Here is a 17,699-nt window from a genome sequence, read left to right as displayed (position 1 = left end):
GAACCCTGCGGTGTCCGTCCGGCCCAGGGGGTGTGGGTCAGTGACGACGCTGTGAGGTCTTGCGGACCTCCTCCTCCTGCAGGTCCATCAAGGGCTCACCGTTCTCGTCGGTCGTGTGCGGGGTCCACTGGTTGTCCACCAGCTGCCAGGAGACGGTCCCTTCGTCGAAGGCCACGTCGAACATCGCCTCGATCTCGCGGATGTGTCGCTGGTTGGTGATGCCCACCATGACCTCGACCCGGCGGTCCAGGTTGCGGTGCATCAGGTCGGCCGAGCCGATGCCCACCGTCGGACTGCCGTCATTGGCGAACCAGAAGATGCGGGAGTGCTCCAGGAAACGGCCCAGGACGGAACGCACCCGGATGTTCTCGCTGAGACCGGGGACTCCCGGCTTGATGGTGCAGATGCCACGCACCCACAGGTCCACCGGAACGCCCGCGCGGCTGGCGCGGTAGAGGGCGTCGGTGACCTTCTCGTCCACCAGGGAGTTCACCTTGATCCGCACGCCGGCGGGCTTGCCGGCCTGCTTGTTGGAGATCTCGTTCTCGATCCGCTCGATCAGCCCCTTGCGGATGCTGTGCGGAGCCACCAGCAGGCGACGGTAGTTGGTCTCCTGCGTCATGCCGGACAGGTGGTTGAACAGGCGGGCGACGTCGTCGGTGATGATCGGGTTGGACGTGAGCAGGCCCATGTCCTCGTACATCCGCGCCGTCTTCGGGTTGTAGTTGCCGGTGCCGATGTGGGCATAGCGGCGCAGACCGTCGCCGTCGTCGCGCACGACCAGGCACAGCTTGCAGTGGGTCTTGAGGCCCACCATGCCGTAGACGACGTGCACGCCGTACTTCTCCAGCTTGCGTGCCCAGGCGATGTTGTTCTGCTCGTCGAAGCGGGCCTTGATCTCCACCACGGCAAGCACCTGCTTGCCGGCGAGCGCGGCCTCGATCAGGGCGTCGACGATGGGGGAGTCACCGCTGGTGCGGTACAGGGTCTGCTTGATGGCCAGCACCTTGGGATCGGCCGCGGCCTGCTCCACGAAGCGCTGGACGCTGGTGGCGAAGGAGTCGTAGGGGTGGTGCAGCAGCACCTCGCGCTTCTTCAGGGCGGCGAACATGTCGGCCGGCTTGGCGGTCTCCACCTCCGCAAGGTCCGGATGGGTGATGGGCAGGAAGTTGGGGTACTTGAGGTCATCGCGGTCCACGTCGGCCAGGCTGAACAGACCTGTCAGGTCCAGCGGGGCGGGGAGCTTGAAGGCCTCCTTCTCCCGCACGTCCAGCTCGCTCATCAGCAGCTCGAGCATCGTGTCGTCGATGTCGTCCTGCACCTCGAGGCGTACCGGGGGACGGCCCACCTTGCGGCGCAGCAACTCCTTCTCCAGGGCGAACAGCAGGTTCTCCGCGTCGTCCTCCTCCACCTCGAGGTCCTCATTGCGGGTCACCCGGAAGGTGGTGTGCTCCAGCACCTGCATGCCGCTGAAGAGCTGGTCGAGGTGGCGGCTGATGATCTCCTCCAGCGGGAGGAAGCGGCCATTGTCCAGCTTGATGAAGCGGCTCAGGATGGTGGGGACCTTGACCCGGGCGAACTGGCGCTGGCCGGTCAGCGGGTTCTTCAGCAGGACGGCCAGGTTGATGCTCAGGCCGCTGATGTAGGGGAAGGGATGGCTGGGGTCGACGGCCAACGGCGTGAGGACGGGGAAGATGCGTTCGCTGAACAGCGTGCGCATCTGGTCCTTCTCGGCGGCGGTCAGCTCGTCCCAACGCAGGATGACGATGCCGTTCTCGGCGAGCTGGGGACGCACCCTCTGCGCGAAGACCTCGGCCTGTTCTGTCACCAGTTCCTGGGTACGGACGAGGATTGAGTCGTGCAGGTCACGCGGCATCTGCCCGGTGACGCTGCGGACCGCGACGCCGGCGTCGATGCGACGCTTCAGGCCGGCGACCCGGACCATGAAGAACTCGTCCAGGTTGGAGGAGAAGATGGCCAGGAACTTGGCCCGTTCCAGCAGCGGGATGCGCTGCTCGTCCTTGGCCAGGTCCAGGACCCGGTTGTTGAAGGAGAGCCAGCTCATCTCACGGTCGGAGTATCGGTTCGGCGGCAGGTCGTCCAGGGCCTTGTCGGCCTGGGCAACGACGTCCTTGGCGTTCAACGTGGTCTCCTCAACGGGCATAGCTGGCATCGCGCGTGACAACGGCAAATCTAGCGGATTCATACATCTTGACCACCCTTTCGCCCGAAGCCTCGACGTACAGGCGAACGCGCTGGACGCCCCGGTCTGCGAGGTGGGCCAGGCCGGCGGACAGCAGGGCCCGGCCGATGCCTCGTCCCGAGGCAGTTGGCGCGACGGCGATCACGTAGACCTCGCCCACCACTTCGTCGGGACGCTCAGGGTTCAGGCGCTCCGTCTTGGTCCAGTGGAAGCCGAGGAAGGCGCCGGAGTCATCATCGATGGCCACAAGCAGGCCCGCCGGGTCGAACCAGTCCTCCCCGGCACGCATCCAGAAGTCCTCCAAGGTCATGGCACCCTGCTCGGGGTGATGTGTGAAGGCGTCGGCATTGACCTCGACCAGGGCTTGGGCGTCGGACTCCTCGAAGGGGCGGACCTCGATGCCCTCCGGGGCCGGCTCGCGAGCGGGCGGGAAGGTGGCGAGATCACGTTCCATGATGAGCAGCTCGCGCTCCAGCCGCAGTTCCTTGCTCTGGGCCAGTCCACGGGCCTCCTCCAGATTGCCGAAGGCCCACCAGGTGGTCTGGGGCTCCACCCTTTGCACCTGGTCCATCAGGGCGGATCCGACGCCCTGGCGACGGTGCTCCGGGTGGACCAGCAGTTGGGCCTGGTGGGTACTGCGGTCGCATTGGGCGTAGCCGACCACCTCACCTCCCCGGTGGGCCAGCCAGTGGACGGCGTGCCCCTTGCCGTCCAGCGCGAAACCGGCCGCCTCGTTCAGCGGGCGGACACGGTCATGGGCGGTGACGGCCTCCACCAGCCGCTCAACGGCGGCGCGCTGGTGCGGGGTGAGGGCTCCGGTGCGAGCAATGGCGATGTTCACACGAGTCACGCTATACCGGCGGGTGCCGATTGACGCCACAGCTTGCCACCACCGTGGACCGGTCCGTGTCAGTGGGGCAGGCTAGGCTCCTCACATGAGTTCCGAGCAGGCTGTCGACGAGGTCACTGGTGTGCGACGCCAGCCCGCCGTCGCCGCGCGTACGCGCGCCCTGCTCGTGCAGCTCGCGGGCGCCCTGCTGGTCTCCCTCATCGGGCTGGGCTGTGCCCTGATGTCCTCGCACACCCTGATGCGGCTGGAGCAGACCTCCCGGCTGTGGCCGATGGTCGCCAACCTCGCCAGCATCTTGCTCGTGCTGGTCTGCCTGCTCCAGTTCCACGTGTGGCGGCAGGCGCAGAAGGAGTGGACGGGCGCCAAGGACGTGTCCCTGATGCACCTGCTCACGCCCTCCGCGTCGGCGCGCTGGGTGGCCGTCCTGTGTGGACTTGCGGGGCCGTGGGCCTGCCTGCAGATGGCCGAGCAGACCGCCCGCCAGGAACAGGCCCACTGGTGGGCGCTTGCCTGCGGCGTGTCCGCGATCCTCGCCACCGGCTTCGGTGGCATCCACCAGTTCAACCCGGCAGGGCCGCGTGGTGTCCTCCCCCAGCGGATGGACCACGCTCGGCGCGTCATCACGGCCGATGAGGAACGCCATGTGGACCCCGAGGCTGACACGATCGTCCTGCGCCGCGAGCAGCCCGACGGCGGAGCCCCGGGGCGTGGGAGCTCGCATCCCGATTGCTGACCCAATTGCCGCGCCGCTGCGAAGCCGTGCAACGATCTTCCGCAGATGCTCCCGGACCAGGGGGCGGTCTAGACGGAGGTGGGGATGGCTCGGCTCATCGTGGTCTCACATGATCCCACGGCGGAACTGCCGTCGGCCTTCGCCCTCGTGCCACACACCCGCTGTGACGTGGAGTCCGATTCCTCGGCGCTGCGGGAGGCCGACGTCGTCCTGGTCGACGGGCGCAGGGACCTGGCCGGGGCCCGTGACCTGTGCCTGCGAATCCAGGGGCGGGACGTCGAGGCCCCCATCATGATGCTCGTCGGTGCGGAGGCACTGGCCGTGCTCAGCCCCCAGTGGGGGATTGCGGACTTCGTGATGGACCAGGCCGGGGCGGCGGAGATCGACGCCCGCGTCCGGCTCCTGACGCACGTGGGACAGGGCAGCAACCGGATCGTCTGCGGCCCGGTGGAGGTGGACGAGACGGCCTACACCGCCACGGTGGGCGGCCGGCCACTGGAACTGACCTACACCGAGTTCGAACTGCTCAAGTACCTGGCGCTGCACCCCAACCGGGTGCTCAGCCGGGAGACGCTGCTCAGCGAGGTCTGGGGCTATGACTACTACGGCGGCACCCGCACCGTCGACGTCCACATCCGGCGCCTCCGCGCCAAACTCGGCGCCGAGTACGACGGGCACATCACCACCGTGCGCAATGTCGGCTACCGTTTCGCGGCTTCCCGATAGGCCTCAGCGAGGCGCGAAGAGCTCGGCGGAGTCCAGCACCAGGGTGACCGGTCCGTCGTTGACCAGGCTCACCTGCATGTCGGCGCCGAAGCGGCCCGTCTCCACATGTGCTCCCAGCCCGCGGAGGGCCTCCACGAAGGTGTCCACCAGCGGCTCGCTGACCGGGCCCGGGGCCGCGGCACTCCACGACGGACGCCGGCCCTTGCGGACATTGGCGTAGAGGGTGAACTGGCTGACCACCAACAGGGGAGCGGCCACATCACTGGCTGACCTCTCCTCGTCCAGGATGCGCAGCCCCCACAGCTTCTCGGCCATCCGATGCACCACCGTGGGCTCGTCATCATGGGTGATTCCCACCAGCACCACCAAGCCCGGCGACGGCAGTCTGCCAACCACTTCGCCGTCGACGCTGACCTGCCCCTCCAAGGCCCGCTGCACCACACATCGCATGCCTGTGACAGTAGTCGACGACGAATGGGCGCGGATGGCCTCGCCGGCGTGTAGCGTTGATCCACAAGGGATTCCATGGCGGAATCGGGAGAGGTGGTCGTGAAGACCCTCAAGGGATTGCTTTCGCGTCTCGTGCAATTGGTGATGAAGCCGGTCCGCCTCGTCCGGGAGGGGGACGCGGACCTCGACGGGACCTACCCGGAGCGCCGGCGTCCCGATGCCGAGGAGATCATGGTCCAGGGCTCGGTCACCACCGGCTTCCTGGGATCCGGAGGCATGGGCGGCATCTGACCGCCTGCGCGTCGGCAGCCCTGCCTCGCGGGAAGAAAAGCGCAGGGCCGGTCGTTAGACTCTGCGGGTGGCCAACATCTCCGTCATCGTCCTCGCGATCGCCTGCGCGCTCGTCGCGCTGCTCGCCGTGGGCGTGCTGGTCACCCTCCTTGTGCCCACCCAGTGGCGGACCCGACGAACGAAGCGAGACTCCTGATGGCCTTCCAGATCCCCGATGACCTCAACCCGGCCCTGTTCCCGCTGGCCTGGATGATTGGACGCTGGCGCGGCAATGGCCACGGCACGTGGCCCGGCCACGGCGATTTCGAGTACGGCATGCAGATCGACTTCGAGACCAATGGCGGCCCGTACCTGCACTACATCTGCCAGACCTACAAGGTGGACTCCAAGGGCACGCCCGTGGAGCCGATCAGCATGGAGACCGGTTTCTGGCGCCCCAGCGAGGACAAGAAGAACCTTGAGGTGGTGCTCACCGCACCCGAGGGCTGGAGCGAGGTGTGGACCGGCACCATCGACGGCGCGCGCATCGAGCTGGTGACCGACGCCGTGGCGCGCACCAACACCGCCGAGGTCGAGTACACCGGTGGCTCGCGCCTCTACGGCCAGGTGGAGGGCGACCTGCTGTGGACCTTCGACCGCGCCACCACCAACCACCAGCTGCAGCCCTACCTGTGGGCCCGCCTGCAGCGTGTGGCCTGATCCGGAGGAAGCATGAGCGCGGTACTGGTCAACGGTGGCCTCGATGACGGGTTGGTCTGGCACCTGGGTGACCCGATGCGTGAACAGCGCACCATGGAGTCCGGTGGTGGACAGGTCAGCCTGTCGAACCGTCCCGTGCTGCAGATCAGTGGCCCCGATCGGCTCGGCTGGTTGCACTCGCTGACCAGTCAGCACCTCGAAGGTCTGGCCGACGGTGGATCCACCACAGCACTGGTGCTGGACCCCAACGGACGGATCGAACATGTGCTGCACGGCGTGGACCGGGATGGCAGCTTCTGGGCCTGGACCGAGGCCGGCCGCGGCGAGGACCTGGCCGGCTGGCTGGACCGGATGCGCTTCATGATGCGCGTCGAGGTCACCCTGCGTGACGACCTCGAGGTGGTCTGGGCCGGCCGCGACGTGGCGTTCCCGCAGCAGGCCGTCGCCAGCCGACACAGCGAGGTCGCCGACGGTCTCGAGCACATCGTGCCCCGCGGGACGCTGCTCGACGCCGACCCCGTCGGTGTGTGGGCCCATGAGGCGCTGCGGATCGCCGCGGGCGTGCCGCGGATCGGCGTCGACACGGACCACAAGACCATCCCCAATGAGATCGGCCTGGTGGGTACCCACCTGGACAAGGGCTGCTACCGCGGCCAGGAGACCGTCGCCCGGGTGAACACCCTTGGGCGCCCGCCTCGACGTCTGGTGCAGCTGCACCTCGACGGCTCGATGGAAGCCCTCCCCGAGCTCGGTTCCGCCCTGGAGCTCGACGGCCGGCCGGTGGGTCTCGTCGGGGCCTCGGCGCGTCATCACGAGCTGGGCCCCATTGCCCTGGGCCTGGTCAAGCGCAATGTGCCGGTCGACGCGGTGTTGCAGGCCGGGGGGATCAGTGCCGCTCAGGAGACCCTGGTTGACCCCGAAGTGGGCCTGCACGTACGCCCACGGCTCTGACCGTCGGGCTGCCCACGCCCCAGATGTGACGAGGTCCCGCACCAATTCGGTGCGGGACCTCGTCCGTGTTCGTGGTGCTCCGGGGGTGACCGGGGCCGGGATCAGGCGGTGACGATGACCTTGTCGCCGACGCGCACCTGGCTGTACAGCCACTTCGCGTCGCTGCGGCTGTTCATGTTCACGCAGCCGTGGCTGCCGGCGCCCGAGTAGCCGATGCGGGCGAACTCGCTGGAGTAGTGCACGGCCTGTCCGCCGGAGAAGAACATGGTGTAGGGCATGTACACGTGGTAGAGCGTCGAGTACCAGTTCGGGTGCTTCAGGTAGACCTGGAAGGAGCCGGAGCGGGTGGGCAGACTCGCCCGGCCCGTGCGGACCTGGTAGGTCGCCTTCACGCTGCCGTTGATGACCCAGTACATCTTGCGGTCACCCTTGTCGATGCAGATCGCGCGGCCCGTCAGACAGCGGCCGTCGAGGCGGACTCGCGGCTTGGTGGCCTTGGCGGCGGCTCCGAACTTGGTGATCAGGGCGTAGTCGTTCTTCGTGACGACGCCGGTCATCTTGCGTCCGCGCAGGTCCTGGAACTTCTTGACGGCTGCCTGGGTCTTGGTGCCGTAGTAGCTGGTGATGCTGTCAGAGCTGAGCAGGCCGACCTTGTACAGGTTGTACTGGATGCTCTTGACGGTGGCCCCGCGGCTGCCGAGCTTGGCGACCACGGTGTTCTGCGACGTCGGCTTCTTCGCTGCCGGCGTCTTCGCCGCCGGCTTGACGGCGGCTCCGAACTTGGTGATCAGGGCGTAGTCGTACTTCGTGACGACGCCGGTCATCTTGCGTCCGCGCAGGTCCTGGAACTTCTTGACGGCTGCCTGGGTCTTGGTGCCGTAGTAGCTGGTGATGCTGTCAGAGCTGAGCAGGCCGACCTTGTACAGGTTGTACTGGATGCTCTTGACGGTGGCCCCACGGCTGCCGAGCTTGGCGACCACCGCGTTGGGGGACGCGATCGGGGCGGACGGCATGGGGGCGGCGTGGGCCGGCGTCGTGAGTGACGGCGTCGCCATCATGGCGGCTGCGGCTGCTGCTGCGACGACTGCTCGCGAGATCTTGGTGGTCATGGCTGTTTGCCCTCCGTGGTGAGTTCCTACTCCCAATACGTCCGACCGCGCTCTTCGGTTGCACCGACTTCGTTGAGAGTTTGTCTGAGAGTTGTTCAGACGCTCAGCATGAAGTCTCGCATCCGACGGCCCCATTCTCCACCTGCAGCGGTCTGCCCGATCAAACAAGCAGCCGGCCCCGAACGGTGTTCGGGGCCGGCTGCTCAGCACTTCGTCAGGTGACGTCAGTCCTTCTTGCTCGCGGACAGGGCGGCGGCCTTGGCGCGGCTGCGCACCTTGGAGCGGTCGTTCTGGCTGAGCTGCAACTTGCGGATGCGCACGTGGGTGGGTGTGACCTCCAGGCACTCGTCCTCGGCGCAGTACTCGAGCGACTCCTCGAGGCTCATCCGACGCGCGGGGATCAGGCGCTCCAGCTCGTCACCCGTGGCGGAGCGCACATTGGTGAGGTGCTTCTCCTTGGTGGGATTGACGTCCATCTCGTCGGGGCGGGAGTTCTCGCCCACGACCATGCCTTCGTAGACCTCCTCGCCGGGGCCGACGAACAGTGTGCCGCGCTCCTGCAGGTTGAACAGCGTGTAGGAGGTGGTGACACCCGTCCGGTCCGCCACCAGCGAGCCTGTGGGGCGGTTGCGCATCTCGCCCGCCCACGGGAAGCGGCCCTCGAAGACGTGGTTCATGATGCCGGTGCCGCGGGTCTCGGTGAGGAATTCGGTGCGGAAGCCGATCAGGCCACGGGCGGGCAGGACGAACTCCAGGCGCACCCAGCCGGTGCCGTGGTTGACCATCTGCTCCATGCGGGCCTTGCGGACGCCCATCATCTGGCTGACGGAACCCACGAACTCCTCGGGGCAGTCCACGGTGAGCCGCTCGAAGGGCTCATGCAACTTGCCGTCGACCAAGCTGGTGACGACCTCGGGCTTGCCGACGGTGAGCTCGAAGCCCTCGCGTCGCATCATCTCCACCAGCACGGCCAGCTGCAGCTCGCCACGGCCCTGCACCTCCCAGGTGTCGGGACGGTCTGTGTTGTTGACGCTGATGGACACATTGCCGATCAGCTCCTGGTCGAGGCGCGCCTTGACCAGGCGGGCGGTCAGCTGCTTGCCGACACGGCCGGCCAGCGGCGAGGTGTTGATGCCGATCGTCATCGAGATGCTGGGCTCGTCGACGTGGATCAGCGGGAGTGCCTTCGGGTCGGCCGGGTCCGCGATGGTCTCACCGATGGTGATCTGCGGGATACCGGCGATGGCGATGATGTCGCCGGGGCCTGCCTCGTCCACGGGCTTGCGCTCCAGTGCATCGGTCATCAGCAGCTCGGACAACTTGACGGTCTGCTGGCTGCCGTCTCGGCGGATCCAGGTGACCTGCTGGCCGCGCTGGATCTTGCCCTCCTTGATGCGGCACAGCGCGAGGCGGCCGAGGTAGGGGGAGGAGTCCAGGTTGGTGACCAGGGCCTGCAGCGGGGCGCCCTCGGTGTAGGTGGGGGCCGGGATCGTCTTGGCGATGACCTCGAAGAGCGGCTGCAGGGTCTCGGAGTCGGGCATCTCGCCGTCGGCCGGCTGGTTCATCGAGGCGCGGCCGGCCTTCGCGGAGGCGAAGACCACCGGGAAGTCGAGCTGCTCGGCATTCTCGTCGTCGACGAGGTCCATGAACAGCTCGTAGGTCTCGTCGATGACCTCGGTGATCCGGGCGTCGGGGCGGTCCACCTTGTTGATGACCACGATCAGCGGCAGCTTCTTGTTCAGTGCCTTGCGCAGCACGAAGCGGGTCTGGGGCAACGGGCCCTCGGAGGAGTCGACGAGCAGGATCACGCCGTCGACCATCTCGAGGCCGCGTTCGACCTCACCACCGAAGTCGGCGTGGCCGGGGGTGTCGATGATGTTGATCAGCAGCTCTTCGCCGTCGCCCATGGTGTGCTTGACGGCGGTGTTCTTAGCGAGAATGGTGATGCCCTTCTCGCGTTCGAGGTCCATCGAGTCCATCACGCGGTTGTTGACATCGGAGCCTTCACGGAAGGCGCCGGACTGCCACAGCATCGCGTCGACGAGAGTCGTCTTGCCGTGGTCGACGTGGGCCACGATGGCGACATTGCGCAGGTCATTGCGGATGGGCATGCAGGGGTACTCCGAACTTCACAGGGATTTGACTCGTCGATTCTACTGCCCGATGGCGTCTCTCTTGACACGTCGCCACCTGCTCCTCAGGAAGCGCGGCCCCATCGGCCCCTGGAGGGGGCGCGGTCCGGCCTTGGGCAAGGCGTGCCCCACGAGTAGGTGGGGTCTCCTAGAGTGGTGCCATGGCTCCTGAGACGCACCCCAACCTGATGGCCACCGGTCCCCAGACGAAGCTCCCCGAGGATCCCGCGCTGGCCTTGCTCACCGAACGAGGCGTCGACGCCGTCCTCGAGGTGGTCAAGGACCACCCGACGTCCAGCCTCTGCTGGGCACTGCTCGCCGAGGCATCGCTGCGCACCGGCGAACTCGAGGACGACATTGCCGGCTACGCCTACGCCCGTACCGGTTACCACCGCGGGCTCGATGCCCTGCGGCGCAGCGGCTGGAAGGGGGCCGGTCCGGTGCCGTGGAGCCACGTGCCCAACCAGGGCTTCCTGCGCTGCCTGTGGGCGCTGTCCGTCGCCGCCGGACGGATCCGGGAGACCGAGGAGGCCGAGCGGTGCGCACAGTTCCTGCGCGACAGCTCCGAGGAGGCCTACCTGGAGCTCTCGAAGGGTCAGCCGGGCGACGCGGACTGACGGGCACCCCGACGACGTGGAGGGCACGCACCCCGATCACCACGATCGGAGTGCGGGCCCTCCTGCGTCCCTGCAGCCGCAGGTGCGTCAGCGGCGCTTGCCCATCGCCTGCGAACAGTTGGCCCACAGGTCCTGCAGCAACACATTGGCGAGGTCCGTGTTGTCCAGGTACTTGCCGCGCACCGGGTCGCCCGCGACGGCGCGCTTGGCCAGCTGCTTGGAACCGGCGCCCTTGGCATGGACGGGGACCGGTGGATGGTGTGGTCGCGCCTGAGTGCCAGGCGGGCTGGTGGCCACCTGCGGGATGCCGAAGACCCGCTTGGGGGGTCTTGCCCTTGGCCAGCTTCTGTGAAGTCGGCCTTGCTCTCCAGCAGCTTCCAGCCCTTGGTGCCCTGCTGCAGCGCCGTGTAGTCCTCCTAGGAGATGTAGCCGTACTTGGGGGCCTTCAGCTTCTTGCCGTTGTCGTCGAAGTGGGGGTTGCCTGCGCCCATCATGACGGTCATCTCGGAGGCGACCTCCTGCTTCGCGATGCCCATGTGGTCATTGCGGGACTTGTTGTGCACCACGTAGGAGGCGGGCGTGGCGTGGCTGAACTGCACCGACGAGATGGAGCCCGCGGCCTTGCCGAGGGCGATGGCGCGCTCGGACGGGTTCTCGACGGGCTTGCCGTCGGCATCGACACCCAGACCGGCGTTGTAGGTCTTGACACCGGTCGACATCGCGGTGCCGGCCGCGGCGGAGCCGGTGGGATCGGCCTTGACGCACTCGAAGTCCCGCCAGGCGCGCAAGGGGTCATGGGAACCCTTGACCGAGTAGGTGGCCATGTCCACCTGCACCGGGAACTTCTCCTGCAGGGTGACGGGACGGCCGGTGACCTCGCGGACGGCGCCGGGCTGGCCGACGGCCTGCTTGTAACTGCGGCCCTTCTCGTACAGCGAGGCAGCGGCAATCTGGTTGTAGCCCATGCCGTCACCGATCAGGACGATGACGTTCTTGGGAGCCTTGGGCTTCTTGTTGGCCTTCTTGGCGGGCAGCGGCGCGGTGGCGTCGGCGCTGGAGACGTTTCCTGCACAGGTGAGGCCGGCCACCAGGGCCAGGCTGAACAGGGGCGCGGCGATGCGACGGGTGTTCATCGGGTTCTCCTCGTGAGTGGGGTGTCTACTACGTGACGTAGCAACTCCAGCCAGGTCGCCGTGGGTGCCTCCAGATGGCCGCGAGGTGAGCACTGGGCGATCCTTCGGCGTTTGCGGACACCTCCCGGGGTGGCGGCGGGGGTGAGGTAACCTTGTGTGGCAAGAGCCCGCTTGCACTCGTGCAAGGGGCTTCACCTGTTTCTGGCGCCGGGGCACGGACCAGCGGCGTCGCTGAATGATCTTGGAGGGCTGAAATGCCTGGCATCGTGGTGATCGGTACCCAGTGGGGCGACGAGGGCAAGGGCAAGGCCGTCGACCAGCTCGGCGAGCGCGTGGACTTCTGCGCCCGATACTCGGGCGGCAACAATGCCGGGCACACGGTGGTGGTCAATGGTCAGAAGACCGTCCTGCACCTGCTGCCGTCGGGAATCCTCAACGAGAACACCACCTGCGTGCTGGGCAATGGCGTCGTGATCGACCTGGATGTCCTCTACACCGAGCTCGACGAGCTGGCCGAGCGCGGCACCGAGGTCAACCACCCGAAGGTCAGTGCCACCGCCCACGTGCTGACCAGCTACCACCAGACCATGGACAAGGTGACCGAGCGCTTCGCCGGCAAGCGCAAGATCGGCACCACCGGCCGCGGCATCGGCCCCGCCTACTCGGACAAGATCAACCGGATGGGCATCCGCGTCCAGGACCTGTTCGACGAGCAGACCCTGGGGGACAAGGTTGAAGCCGCCCTGGTCAGCAAGAACAGCCAGCTGGTCAAGATGTACAACCGTCCGGAGATCCGCGCCGACGAGGTGGTCGAACAGCTGCTCGTGCACCGCGAACGCATCCGCCCGCACGTGGTGGATTCCGCCCGCGTGCTCAACGACGCGCTCGACGAGGGCAAGGTGGTCCTCTTCGAGGGCGCCCAGGCGCACCACCTCGACGTGGACCACGGCACCTACCCCTATGTCACCAGCTCCAACCCCACTGCGGGTGGCGCCTGCACCGGTACCGGCGTCGGCCCCACCCGGATCGACCGGATCGTCGGCATCGCCAAGGCCTACACCACGCGCGTGGGGGAGGGACCGTTCCCGACCGAGCTCTTCGACGCCGACGGTGAGCGGCTGCGCACCGAGGGTGGCGAGTTCGGCGCCACCACCGGACGCCCCCGTCGCTGTGGTTGGTTCGACGCCCTGGTGGTGGAGCAGGCTGCCACCTTCAATGGCTGCACCGACATCTTCCTCACCAAGCTGGACATCCTGTCCGGCTGGGACCGGATCCCGGTCTGCGTCGCCTACGAGGCCGACGGTGAGCGTCTGGAGCACTTCCCGGTGGACGTCAACCAGCTGGCGAAGGCCACCCCGGTCTTCGAATACCTCGACGGCTGGCACGAGGACATCTCCGGTGCCCGACACTTTGAGGACCTCCCCGCGAACTGTCAGGCCTACGTCAAGCGCCTGCAGGAGCTGATCGGCTGCCGCATCTCCGGAATCGGTGTCGGCCCCGGCCGCGAGCAGACGGTCACCATCAACGACCTGCTCTGACGGCTCCCGCCAGACCACAAGCACCCGTTCGCCCCAGTGGGGTGGACGGGTGCTTCTCGTGGTGGATGTCCGAGGCGATCAGCGGCGGCAGTCGTGTTCCCCGGTGCGGCCGTGGGGGCAGCTCCTGGTGGCCGTCGGTTCCGGCTGCGGGTTCGTGGCAGTGGGCTTCGCCGTGGCGGTGGGCTTCGCCGTCGGCTTCGCGGTGGTTGTGGCCGTGGGCTTCGCCGTCGGCCGTGCGGTGACGGTGGGGCGGGCCGTGCTCGGCGTCGCGCTGGGGCGCCGGGTCGGCGCCGACGGGTGGGCCGTGGGCCGGGTGGACATCGGGTTCGAGGTGGGCCGCGAATTCGTGGCGCTGGGGTGCGGCGCCGGGCTCGGCCGGTGGCTGGCCGCCACAGACGCCGTGGGCGCGGGGGCCGCGGTGGTGGCCGGGGCGCCGGACGGTGCGGTGCTGTCACCCAGGGGGCTGGGCGGCGGCGTACTGGGGGCCGACGCGGAAACACTGGGGGTGGCACTCGCTGTCACGGGAGCGGACGGGGCGCTGGCCTCGGTGGTGGCCGCGGGCGATGCGGTGGTGGCGTCCTGGTCCTGCGGCTGCGTCTCCTGCTGCGGGCCCGTGGCGGTGGTGCTGGCCGGGGCGCTCGTGGCCGTGGTGCTGGCCTGGCTTGCGGGCGCGGGGACGATCGCACTCGTCGACGCGGATGGTGACGGCGATGGCTGGGTTGCGGGCTGCACAGGGGCGACGACGTTGACGACGGCGGATGCGGCGACAGCCACGACGAACAGGGCGGAGCCGGTACGGGCGATGCTCATGGGGTTCTTCCTCCAGCACGTGGTGTGGGGGTCGAGCCGCCTGTGGCTCCCTCGTGCTGCGCACATGGTAGCCGAAGCCTGAACACTTCCTGAAGGTGGCGTGTTCGGTCCCCGGCACGCATGACGATGGGGCCCGGGAACGACGTCCCGGACCCCACCAGAATTGGTCAATCAGCCTCTCAGCTGATCGTGGCCAGTGCCTCGTTGAAGGTTGCCGACGGACGCATGACCTCGCTGGTCAGCTTGTCGTCGGGGCAGTAGTAGCCACCGATCTCCACGGGCTTGCCCTGGACCTCGATGAGCTCCTGGGCGATCTTCTGCTCGTCGGCCGACAACTGCTCGGCGAGGGCCTTGAAGGCTCCTGCCAGTTCGGCGTCGTCGGTCTGCGCGGCAAGCTCCTGCGCCCAGTACAGGGCGAGGTAGAAGTGCGAGCCGCGGTTGTCGATCTGGCCGACCTTGCGGGCCGGGCCCTTGTTCTCGTTGAGCAGGGTCTCGGTGGCCTTGTCGAGGGCCTCCGCGAGCACCTCGGCGCGCTTGTTCGAGTCGAAGGCAGCCAGGTGACGCAGGCTCTCGGCCAGGGCCATGAACTCGCCCAGCGAGTCCCACCGCAGGTAGTTCTCCTCGACGAGCTGCTGCACGTGCTTCGGAGCGGAGCCGCCGGCGCCGGTCTCGAAGAGGCCGCCACCATTCATCAGCGGAACCACCGACAGCATCTTGGCGCTGGTGCCCAGCTCCAGGATCGGGAACAGGTCGGTGTTGTAGTCGCGCAGCACATTGCCGGTCACCGAGATGGTGTCCTCGCCCTTGCGGATCCGATCGATGGAGAACTGGGTGGCCTCCACCGGGCTCATGATCTGGATGTCCAGGCCAGTGGCGTCACCAACGACCTCGGGCATGGCCAGGTACTTCTTGACCAGCTCGATCAGGTTGCGGTCGTGGGCGCGCTCCGGGTCCAGCCAGAACACGGCAGGGGTGCCCGACAGGCGCGAGCGGGTGACGGCGAGCTTCACCCAGTCGCGGATCGGGGCGTCCTTGGCCTGGCAGGCGCGCCAGATGTCACCGGGCTGCACGTCGTGCTCCATGAGCACGTCGCCGGCCTGGTTGAGGACCTGGACCTTGCCCGCGGCCTGGATCTCGAAGGTCTTGTCGTGGGAGCCGTACTCCTCGGCCTTCTGGGCCATCAGACCGACATTCGGGACCGAGCCCATGGTGGTGGGGTCGAAGGCGCCATTGGCCTTGCAGTCGTCGATGACGACCTGGTAGATGCCGGCGTAGGAGCTGTCCGGGATCACCGCGAGGGTGTCCTGCTGCTCGCCCTTGGCATTCCACATCTGGCCCGAGGTGCGGATCATCGCGGGCATCGAGGCGTCGACGATCACGTCGCTGGGGACGTGCAGGTTGGTGATGCCCTTGTCGGAGTTCACCATGGCCAGCGCGGGGCCGGCGGCCAGCTCGTCGTCGAAGCTCTTCTTGATCTCGGCGCCATTGGGCAGCGCATCGAGGCCGGCGAAGATGCCGCCCAAGCCGTTGTTGGCGCTCAGGGCGGCCGCGTCGAGGTCGGCGCCGAACTTCTCGAAGGTCTGCGGGAAGAAGGCCTTGACGACGTGGCCGAAGATGATCGGGTCGGAGACCTTCATCATGGTGGCCTTGAGATGGGTGGAGAACAGGATGCCCTCGTCCTTGGCGCGCTTGACCTGGTCGGCCAGGAAGGCATCCAGTGCCTTGGCGCTCAGCACGGTGGCGTCGACGACCTCGCCGGCCAGCACGGGCAGCTTCTCCTTCAGCACGGTCACGGTGCCGTCGGCGCCGACCAGCTGGAACTTCAGCACGTCCTCGGCGGGCATGATGACCGACTGCTCGTTGTGGCGGAAGTCATCGCCATCCATGGTGGCCACGGCGGTCTTCGAGTCGGCCGACCAGGCGCCCATGCTGTGCGGGTGCTTGCGGGCGTAGTTCTTGACGGCGATGGGGGCGCGACGATCGGAGTTGCCCTCGCGCAGCACCGGGTTCACGGCGGAACCCTTGACGGCGTCGTACTTGGCCTTGTCCTCGTCGGAGGCGGTGTCGTAGTCGGGGACGTCGACGCCCTGGGCCTGCAGCTCGGCGATGGCTGCCTTCAGCTGCGGCATCGAGGCCGAGATGTTGGGCAGCTTGATGATGTTGGCCTCAGGGGTCTGGGCCAGGGCACCGAGTTCCGCGAGGGCATCAGGCTGCTTGCCGAAGGCGGCGGCGATGCGGCCGGCCAGGGAGATGTCTCGGGTCTCGACCTCGACTCCGGCGGTGCTCAGGTAGGCCTGCACCACCGGAAGCAGGGAGTAGGTGGCGAGCAGCGGGGCCTCGTCGGTGTGTGTGTAGATGATCTTCGCCATGGGCTGGGGCTTCCCCTCAATCGTCTGGACGGCTGACCGTCAGTGGCATCGGGCTGGCAGCCGTGCCAGCCTTCAGGGCCACCCTAGCGGACAGCTGCGACACATCCCCGGGCTCGCGGCGGTGGGCGGAACGGCCGTGCGCCGGCGCCTCAGACGCGGCGGTTGGGACGGTGCCGAGGGGCGTCCTCGGGCATCTCCCGCACGGTGAGGCCCGGGTTGGGCACCAGATTGGCCATCCCATTCCAGGCCAGGTTCACCAGATGTGCCGCGACGACCTCCTTGGGTGGTTCCCGGGTGTCCAACCAGCTCTGGCCGGCCAGCGCCACCAGGCCCACCAGCGCCTGGGCGTAGAGATCGGAGTGCGTCGCCTCGAAGCCGTGCCTCTTCAGGGGAGCTTCCAGCAGGTCCGTGACGCGGCCGACGATGTCGGACAGGATGCTGGCGAAGGAGCCCTGGGTCGCCACCACCGAGGAGTCACGGGCCAGGATCAGGAAACCGTCGGGGTGTTCGTCCAGGTAGTCCATCAGGGCGAGGGCGCCGTACTCGATGAGTTCGCGAGAGCTGGCGCCGGGGGTGGTCAGGGCCGTGCGGATCATGTCGTGCAGCCGTCGGACCTCCCGGTCCACCACGACGGCGTAGAGCCCTTCCTTGCCACCGAAGTGCTCGTAGACCACCGGCTTGCTGACCTGGGCGGTGGCCGCGATCTCCTCCACGCTGGTGCCCTCGAAGCCACGCTGGGCAAACAGGGTGCGGGCCACACCGATCAGTTGCTCGCGGCGTTCCTCGCTCGTCATCCGGATCCGGCCACGACGGGCACGAGCGGAGGTGGTGGGACGCTCCGGGGCAGGGGGCGTCGCGGTCACCTCTTCGGGGGTGGCGTGGCGTTCCGGCATGGCTACATGATCCCATATCGGTCCTCGACGGTTCCTGCTCGTCGCGCCGGGGCCTGCTCCTTGCGCCTTGGGGGCCCGTCGCCAGGTGCAGGGGTGGCGCCGGGTGCACCATGTGGGAGAGGTCCGCGGTCCGCAGAGGGAGCCGCGGCGCGACGGAATGGGCGACGTGGGTGCCGGTGCCGTAGAGTACTGGGA

18 protein-coding genes are annotated in these 17,699 nt (G+C 67.8%); 9 read left to right on the top strand and 9 right to left on the bottom strand.

From position 1 onward, the window contains the following. Nucleotides 1–37: 37 nt before the first annotated feature. Nucleotides 38–2,164 (bottom strand): RNA degradosome polyphosphate kinase, encoded by a 2,127-nt coding sequence (locus EDD41_RS07135; RefSeq protein WP_211336605.1) that lies wholly within the window; start codon nucleotides 2,162–2,164, stop codon nucleotides 38–40. After that, complete coding sequence (mshD, locus tag EDD41_RS07130; protein WP_170165274.1) at nucleotides 2,154–3,044, bottom strand: mycothiol synthase; 891 nt, start codon at nucleotides 3,042–3,044, stop codon at nucleotides 2,154–2,156. The genes EDD41_RS07135 and mshD overlap by 11 nt, the downstream gene beginning before the upstream one ends. A 94-nt stretch (nucleotides 3,045–3,138) precedes the next feature. On the opposite strand from mshD, the gene EDD41_RS07125 reads away from it, so the two are divergent. Continuing rightward, the gene (locus EDD41_RS07125; RefSeq protein WP_123575420.1) at nucleotides 3,139–3,786 is read left to right on the top strand and encodes a hypothetical protein; all 648 of its coding nucleotides are present in this window, start codon (nucleotides 3,139–3,141) and stop codon (nucleotides 3,784–3,786) included. 84 nt (nucleotides 3,787–3,870) lie between these two features. Continuing rightward, nucleotides 3,871–4,512, top strand: coding sequence for a winged helix-turn-helix transcriptional regulator (locus EDD41_RS07120; RefSeq protein WP_123575419.1), 642 nt, complete (start codon nucleotides 3,871–3,873; stop codon nucleotides 4,510–4,512). 3 nt (nucleotides 4,513–4,515) lie between these two features. Here the strand turns inward: EDD41_RS07120 and dtd are convergent, their stop codons facing one another. Beyond that, nucleotides 4,516–4,962 carry a D-aminoacyl-tRNA deacylase gene (gene dtd, locus EDD41_RS07115; RefSeq protein WP_094764535.1) on the bottom strand — a complete coding sequence of 149 codons (447 nt, stop codon included), beginning with the start codon at nucleotides 4,960–4,962 and terminating at the stop codon, nucleotides 4,516–4,518. 75 nt (nucleotides 4,963–5,037) lie between these two features. Here dtd and EDD41_RS07110 point away from each other — a divergent pair, with 75 nt between their 5' ends. From EDD41_RS07110 to ygfZ, 4 genes are all read left to right on the top strand, one after another. Next, nucleotides 5,038–5,253 (top strand): hypothetical protein, encoded by a 216-nt coding sequence (locus tag EDD41_RS07110; protein WP_094764534.1) that lies wholly within the window; start codon nucleotides 5,038–5,040, stop codon nucleotides 5,251–5,253. 67 nt (nucleotides 5,254–5,320) lie between these two features. Beyond that, nucleotides 5,321–5,449, top strand: coding sequence for a hypothetical protein (locus tag EDD41_RS17780; RefSeq protein WP_256763119.1), 129 nt, complete (start codon nucleotides 5,321–5,323; stop codon nucleotides 5,447–5,449). Continuing rightward, nucleotides 5,449–5,952, top strand: coding sequence for a nitrobindin family protein (locus tag EDD41_RS07105; protein WP_123575418.1), 504 nt, complete (start codon nucleotides 5,449–5,451; stop codon nucleotides 5,950–5,952). The genes EDD41_RS17780 and EDD41_RS07105 overlap by 1 nt, the downstream gene beginning before the upstream one ends. Nucleotides 5,953–5,964: 12 nt before the next feature. Continuing rightward, a complete protein-coding gene (gene ygfZ / locus EDD41_RS07100) occupies nucleotides 5,965–6,903 on the top strand; it encodes a CAF17-like 4Fe-4S cluster assembly/insertion protein YgfZ (RefSeq protein WP_094764532.1) in 939 nt (312 codons plus the stop codon). 101 nt (nucleotides 6,904–7,004) lie between these two features. Here ygfZ and EDD41_RS07095 read toward each other — a convergent pair whose 3' ends face one another. Both EDD41_RS07095 and typA read right to left on the bottom strand, forming a co-directional pair. Beyond that, the gene (locus tag EDD41_RS07095) at nucleotides 7,005–8,012 is read right to left on the bottom strand and encodes a L,D-transpeptidase family protein (RefSeq protein WP_170165273.1); all 1,008 of its coding nucleotides are present in this window, start codon (nucleotides 8,010–8,012) and stop codon (nucleotides 7,005–7,007) included. Between the two features lie 224 nt (nucleotides 8,013–8,236). Then, on the bottom strand, nucleotides 8,237–10,123 hold the full coding sequence (typA, locus tag EDD41_RS07090) for a translational GTPase TypA (protein WP_094764530.1): 1,887 nt from the start codon (nucleotides 10,121–10,123) through the stop codon (nucleotides 8,237–8,239). A 182-nt stretch (nucleotides 10,124–10,305) separates the two neighbouring features. On the opposite strand from typA, the gene EDD41_RS07085 reads away from it, so the two are divergent. Continuing rightward, a complete protein-coding gene (locus EDD41_RS07085) occupies nucleotides 10,306–10,761 on the top strand; it encodes a DUF3151 domain-containing protein (protein ID WP_123575416.1) in 456 nt (151 codons plus the stop codon). A gap of 87 nt (nucleotides 10,762–10,848) precedes the next feature. On the opposite strand, the gene EDD41_RS07080 is transcribed toward EDD41_RS07085, so the two are convergent. Both EDD41_RS07080 and EDD41_RS07075 read right to left on the bottom strand, forming a co-directional pair. Further along, the gene (locus EDD41_RS07080) at nucleotides 10,849–11,058 is read right to left on the bottom strand and encodes a hypothetical protein (RefSeq protein ID WP_123575415.1); all 210 of its coding nucleotides are present in this window, start codon (nucleotides 11,056–11,058) and stop codon (nucleotides 10,849–10,851) included. Nucleotides 11,059–11,177: 119 nt separating this feature from the next. After that, nucleotides 11,178–11,894, bottom strand: a complete 717-nt coding sequence (locus tag EDD41_RS07075; protein WP_123575414.1) for an alkaline phosphatase — start codon at nucleotides 11,892–11,894, stop codon at nucleotides 11,178–11,180. Nucleotides 11,895–12,148: 254 nt separating this feature from the next. Between EDD41_RS07075 and EDD41_RS07070 the strand changes: the two genes are divergently transcribed. Both EDD41_RS07070 and EDD41_RS07065 read left to right on the top strand, forming a co-directional pair. After that, nucleotides 12,149–13,432: an adenylosuccinate synthase gene (locus tag EDD41_RS07070; protein WP_123575413.1), complete on the top strand. Its 1,284-nt coding sequence runs from the start codon at nucleotides 12,149–12,151 to the stop codon at nucleotides 13,430–13,432. Between the two features lie 103 nt (nucleotides 13,433–13,535). Next, nucleotides 13,536–14,324 (top strand): hypothetical protein, encoded by a 789-nt coding sequence (locus EDD41_RS07065; protein WP_148060498.1) that lies wholly within the window; start codon nucleotides 13,536–13,538, stop codon nucleotides 14,322–14,324. 97 nt (nucleotides 14,325–14,421) lie between these two features. Here EDD41_RS07065 and EDD41_RS07060 read toward each other — a convergent pair whose 3' ends face one another. Both EDD41_RS07060 and EDD41_RS07055 read right to left on the bottom strand, forming a co-directional pair. Then, a complete protein-coding gene (locus EDD41_RS07060) occupies nucleotides 14,422–16,611 on the bottom strand; it encodes an NADP-dependent isocitrate dehydrogenase (RefSeq protein ID WP_123575411.1) in 2,190 nt (729 codons plus the stop codon). 149 nt (nucleotides 16,612–16,760) lie between these two features. Then, entirely contained in the window at nucleotides 16,761–17,504 is a 744-nt protein-coding gene (locus tag EDD41_RS07055; RefSeq protein WP_123575410.1) for a TetR/AcrR family transcriptional regulator, read from the bottom strand. Nucleotides 17,505–17,699: the final 195 nt, after the last annotated feature.

The organism is Luteococcus japonicus (assembly GCF_003752415.1).
In the GTDB taxonomy this organism is placed as follows: Bacteria; Actinomycetota; Actinomycetes; order Propionibacteriales; family Propionibacteriaceae; genus Luteococcus; species Luteococcus japonicus.
Note: the sequence above shows the minus strand (reverse complement) of the source record. Positions and strands in the feature narration are given on the sequence as shown.

Coding starts and splice junctions, on each gene's coding strand:
- dtd (WP_094764535.1), bottom strand. CDS start 4,962: ATGCGATGTGTGGTGCAGCGGGCCTTGGAGGGGCAGGTCAGCGTCGAC.
- EDD41_RS07095 (WP_170165273.1), bottom strand. CDS start 8,012: ATGACCACCAAGATCTCGCGAGCAGTCGTCGCAGCAGCAGCCGCAGCC.
- EDD41_RS07135 (WP_211336605.1), bottom strand. CDS start 2,164: ATGCCCGTTGAGGAGACCACGTTGAACGCCAAGGACGTCGTTGCCCAG.
- EDD41_RS07075 (WP_123575414.1), bottom strand. CDS start 11,894: ATGAACACCCGTCGCATCGCCGCGCCCCTGTTCAGCCTGGCCCTGGTG.
- typA (WP_094764530.1), bottom strand. CDS start 10,123: ATGCCCATCCGCAATGACCTGCGCAATGTCGCCATCGTGGCCCACGTC.
- ygfZ (WP_094764532.1), top strand. CDS start 5,965: ATGAGCGCGGTACTGGTCAACGGTGGCCTCGATGACGGGTTGGTCTGG.
- EDD41_RS07125 (WP_123575420.1), top strand. CDS start 3,139: ATGAGTTCCGAGCAGGCTGTCGACGAGGTCACTGGTGTGCGACGCCAG.
- EDD41_RS07055 (WP_123575410.1), bottom strand. CDS start 17,504: ATGCCGGAACGCCACGCCACCCCCGAAGAGGTGACCGCGACGCCCCCT.
- EDD41_RS07110 (WP_094764534.1), top strand. CDS start 5,038: ATGGCGGAATCGGGAGAGGTGGTCGTGAAGACCCTCAAGGGATTGCTT.
- EDD41_RS07105 (WP_123575418.1), top strand. CDS start 5,449: ATGGCCTTCCAGATCCCCGATGACCTCAACCCGGCCCTGTTCCCGCTG.
- EDD41_RS07070 (WP_123575413.1), top strand. CDS start 12,149: ATGCCTGGCATCGTGGTGATCGGTACCCAGTGGGGCGACGAGGGCAAG.
- EDD41_RS07085 (WP_123575416.1), top strand. CDS start 10,306: ATGGCTCCTGAGACGCACCCCAACCTGATGGCCACCGGTCCCCAGACG.
- EDD41_RS07060 (WP_123575411.1), bottom strand. CDS start 16,611: ATGGCGAAGATCATCTACACACACACCGACGAGGCCCCGCTGCTCGCC.
- EDD41_RS07120 (WP_123575419.1), top strand. CDS start 3,871: ATGGCTCGGCTCATCGTGGTCTCACATGATCCCACGGCGGAACTGCCG.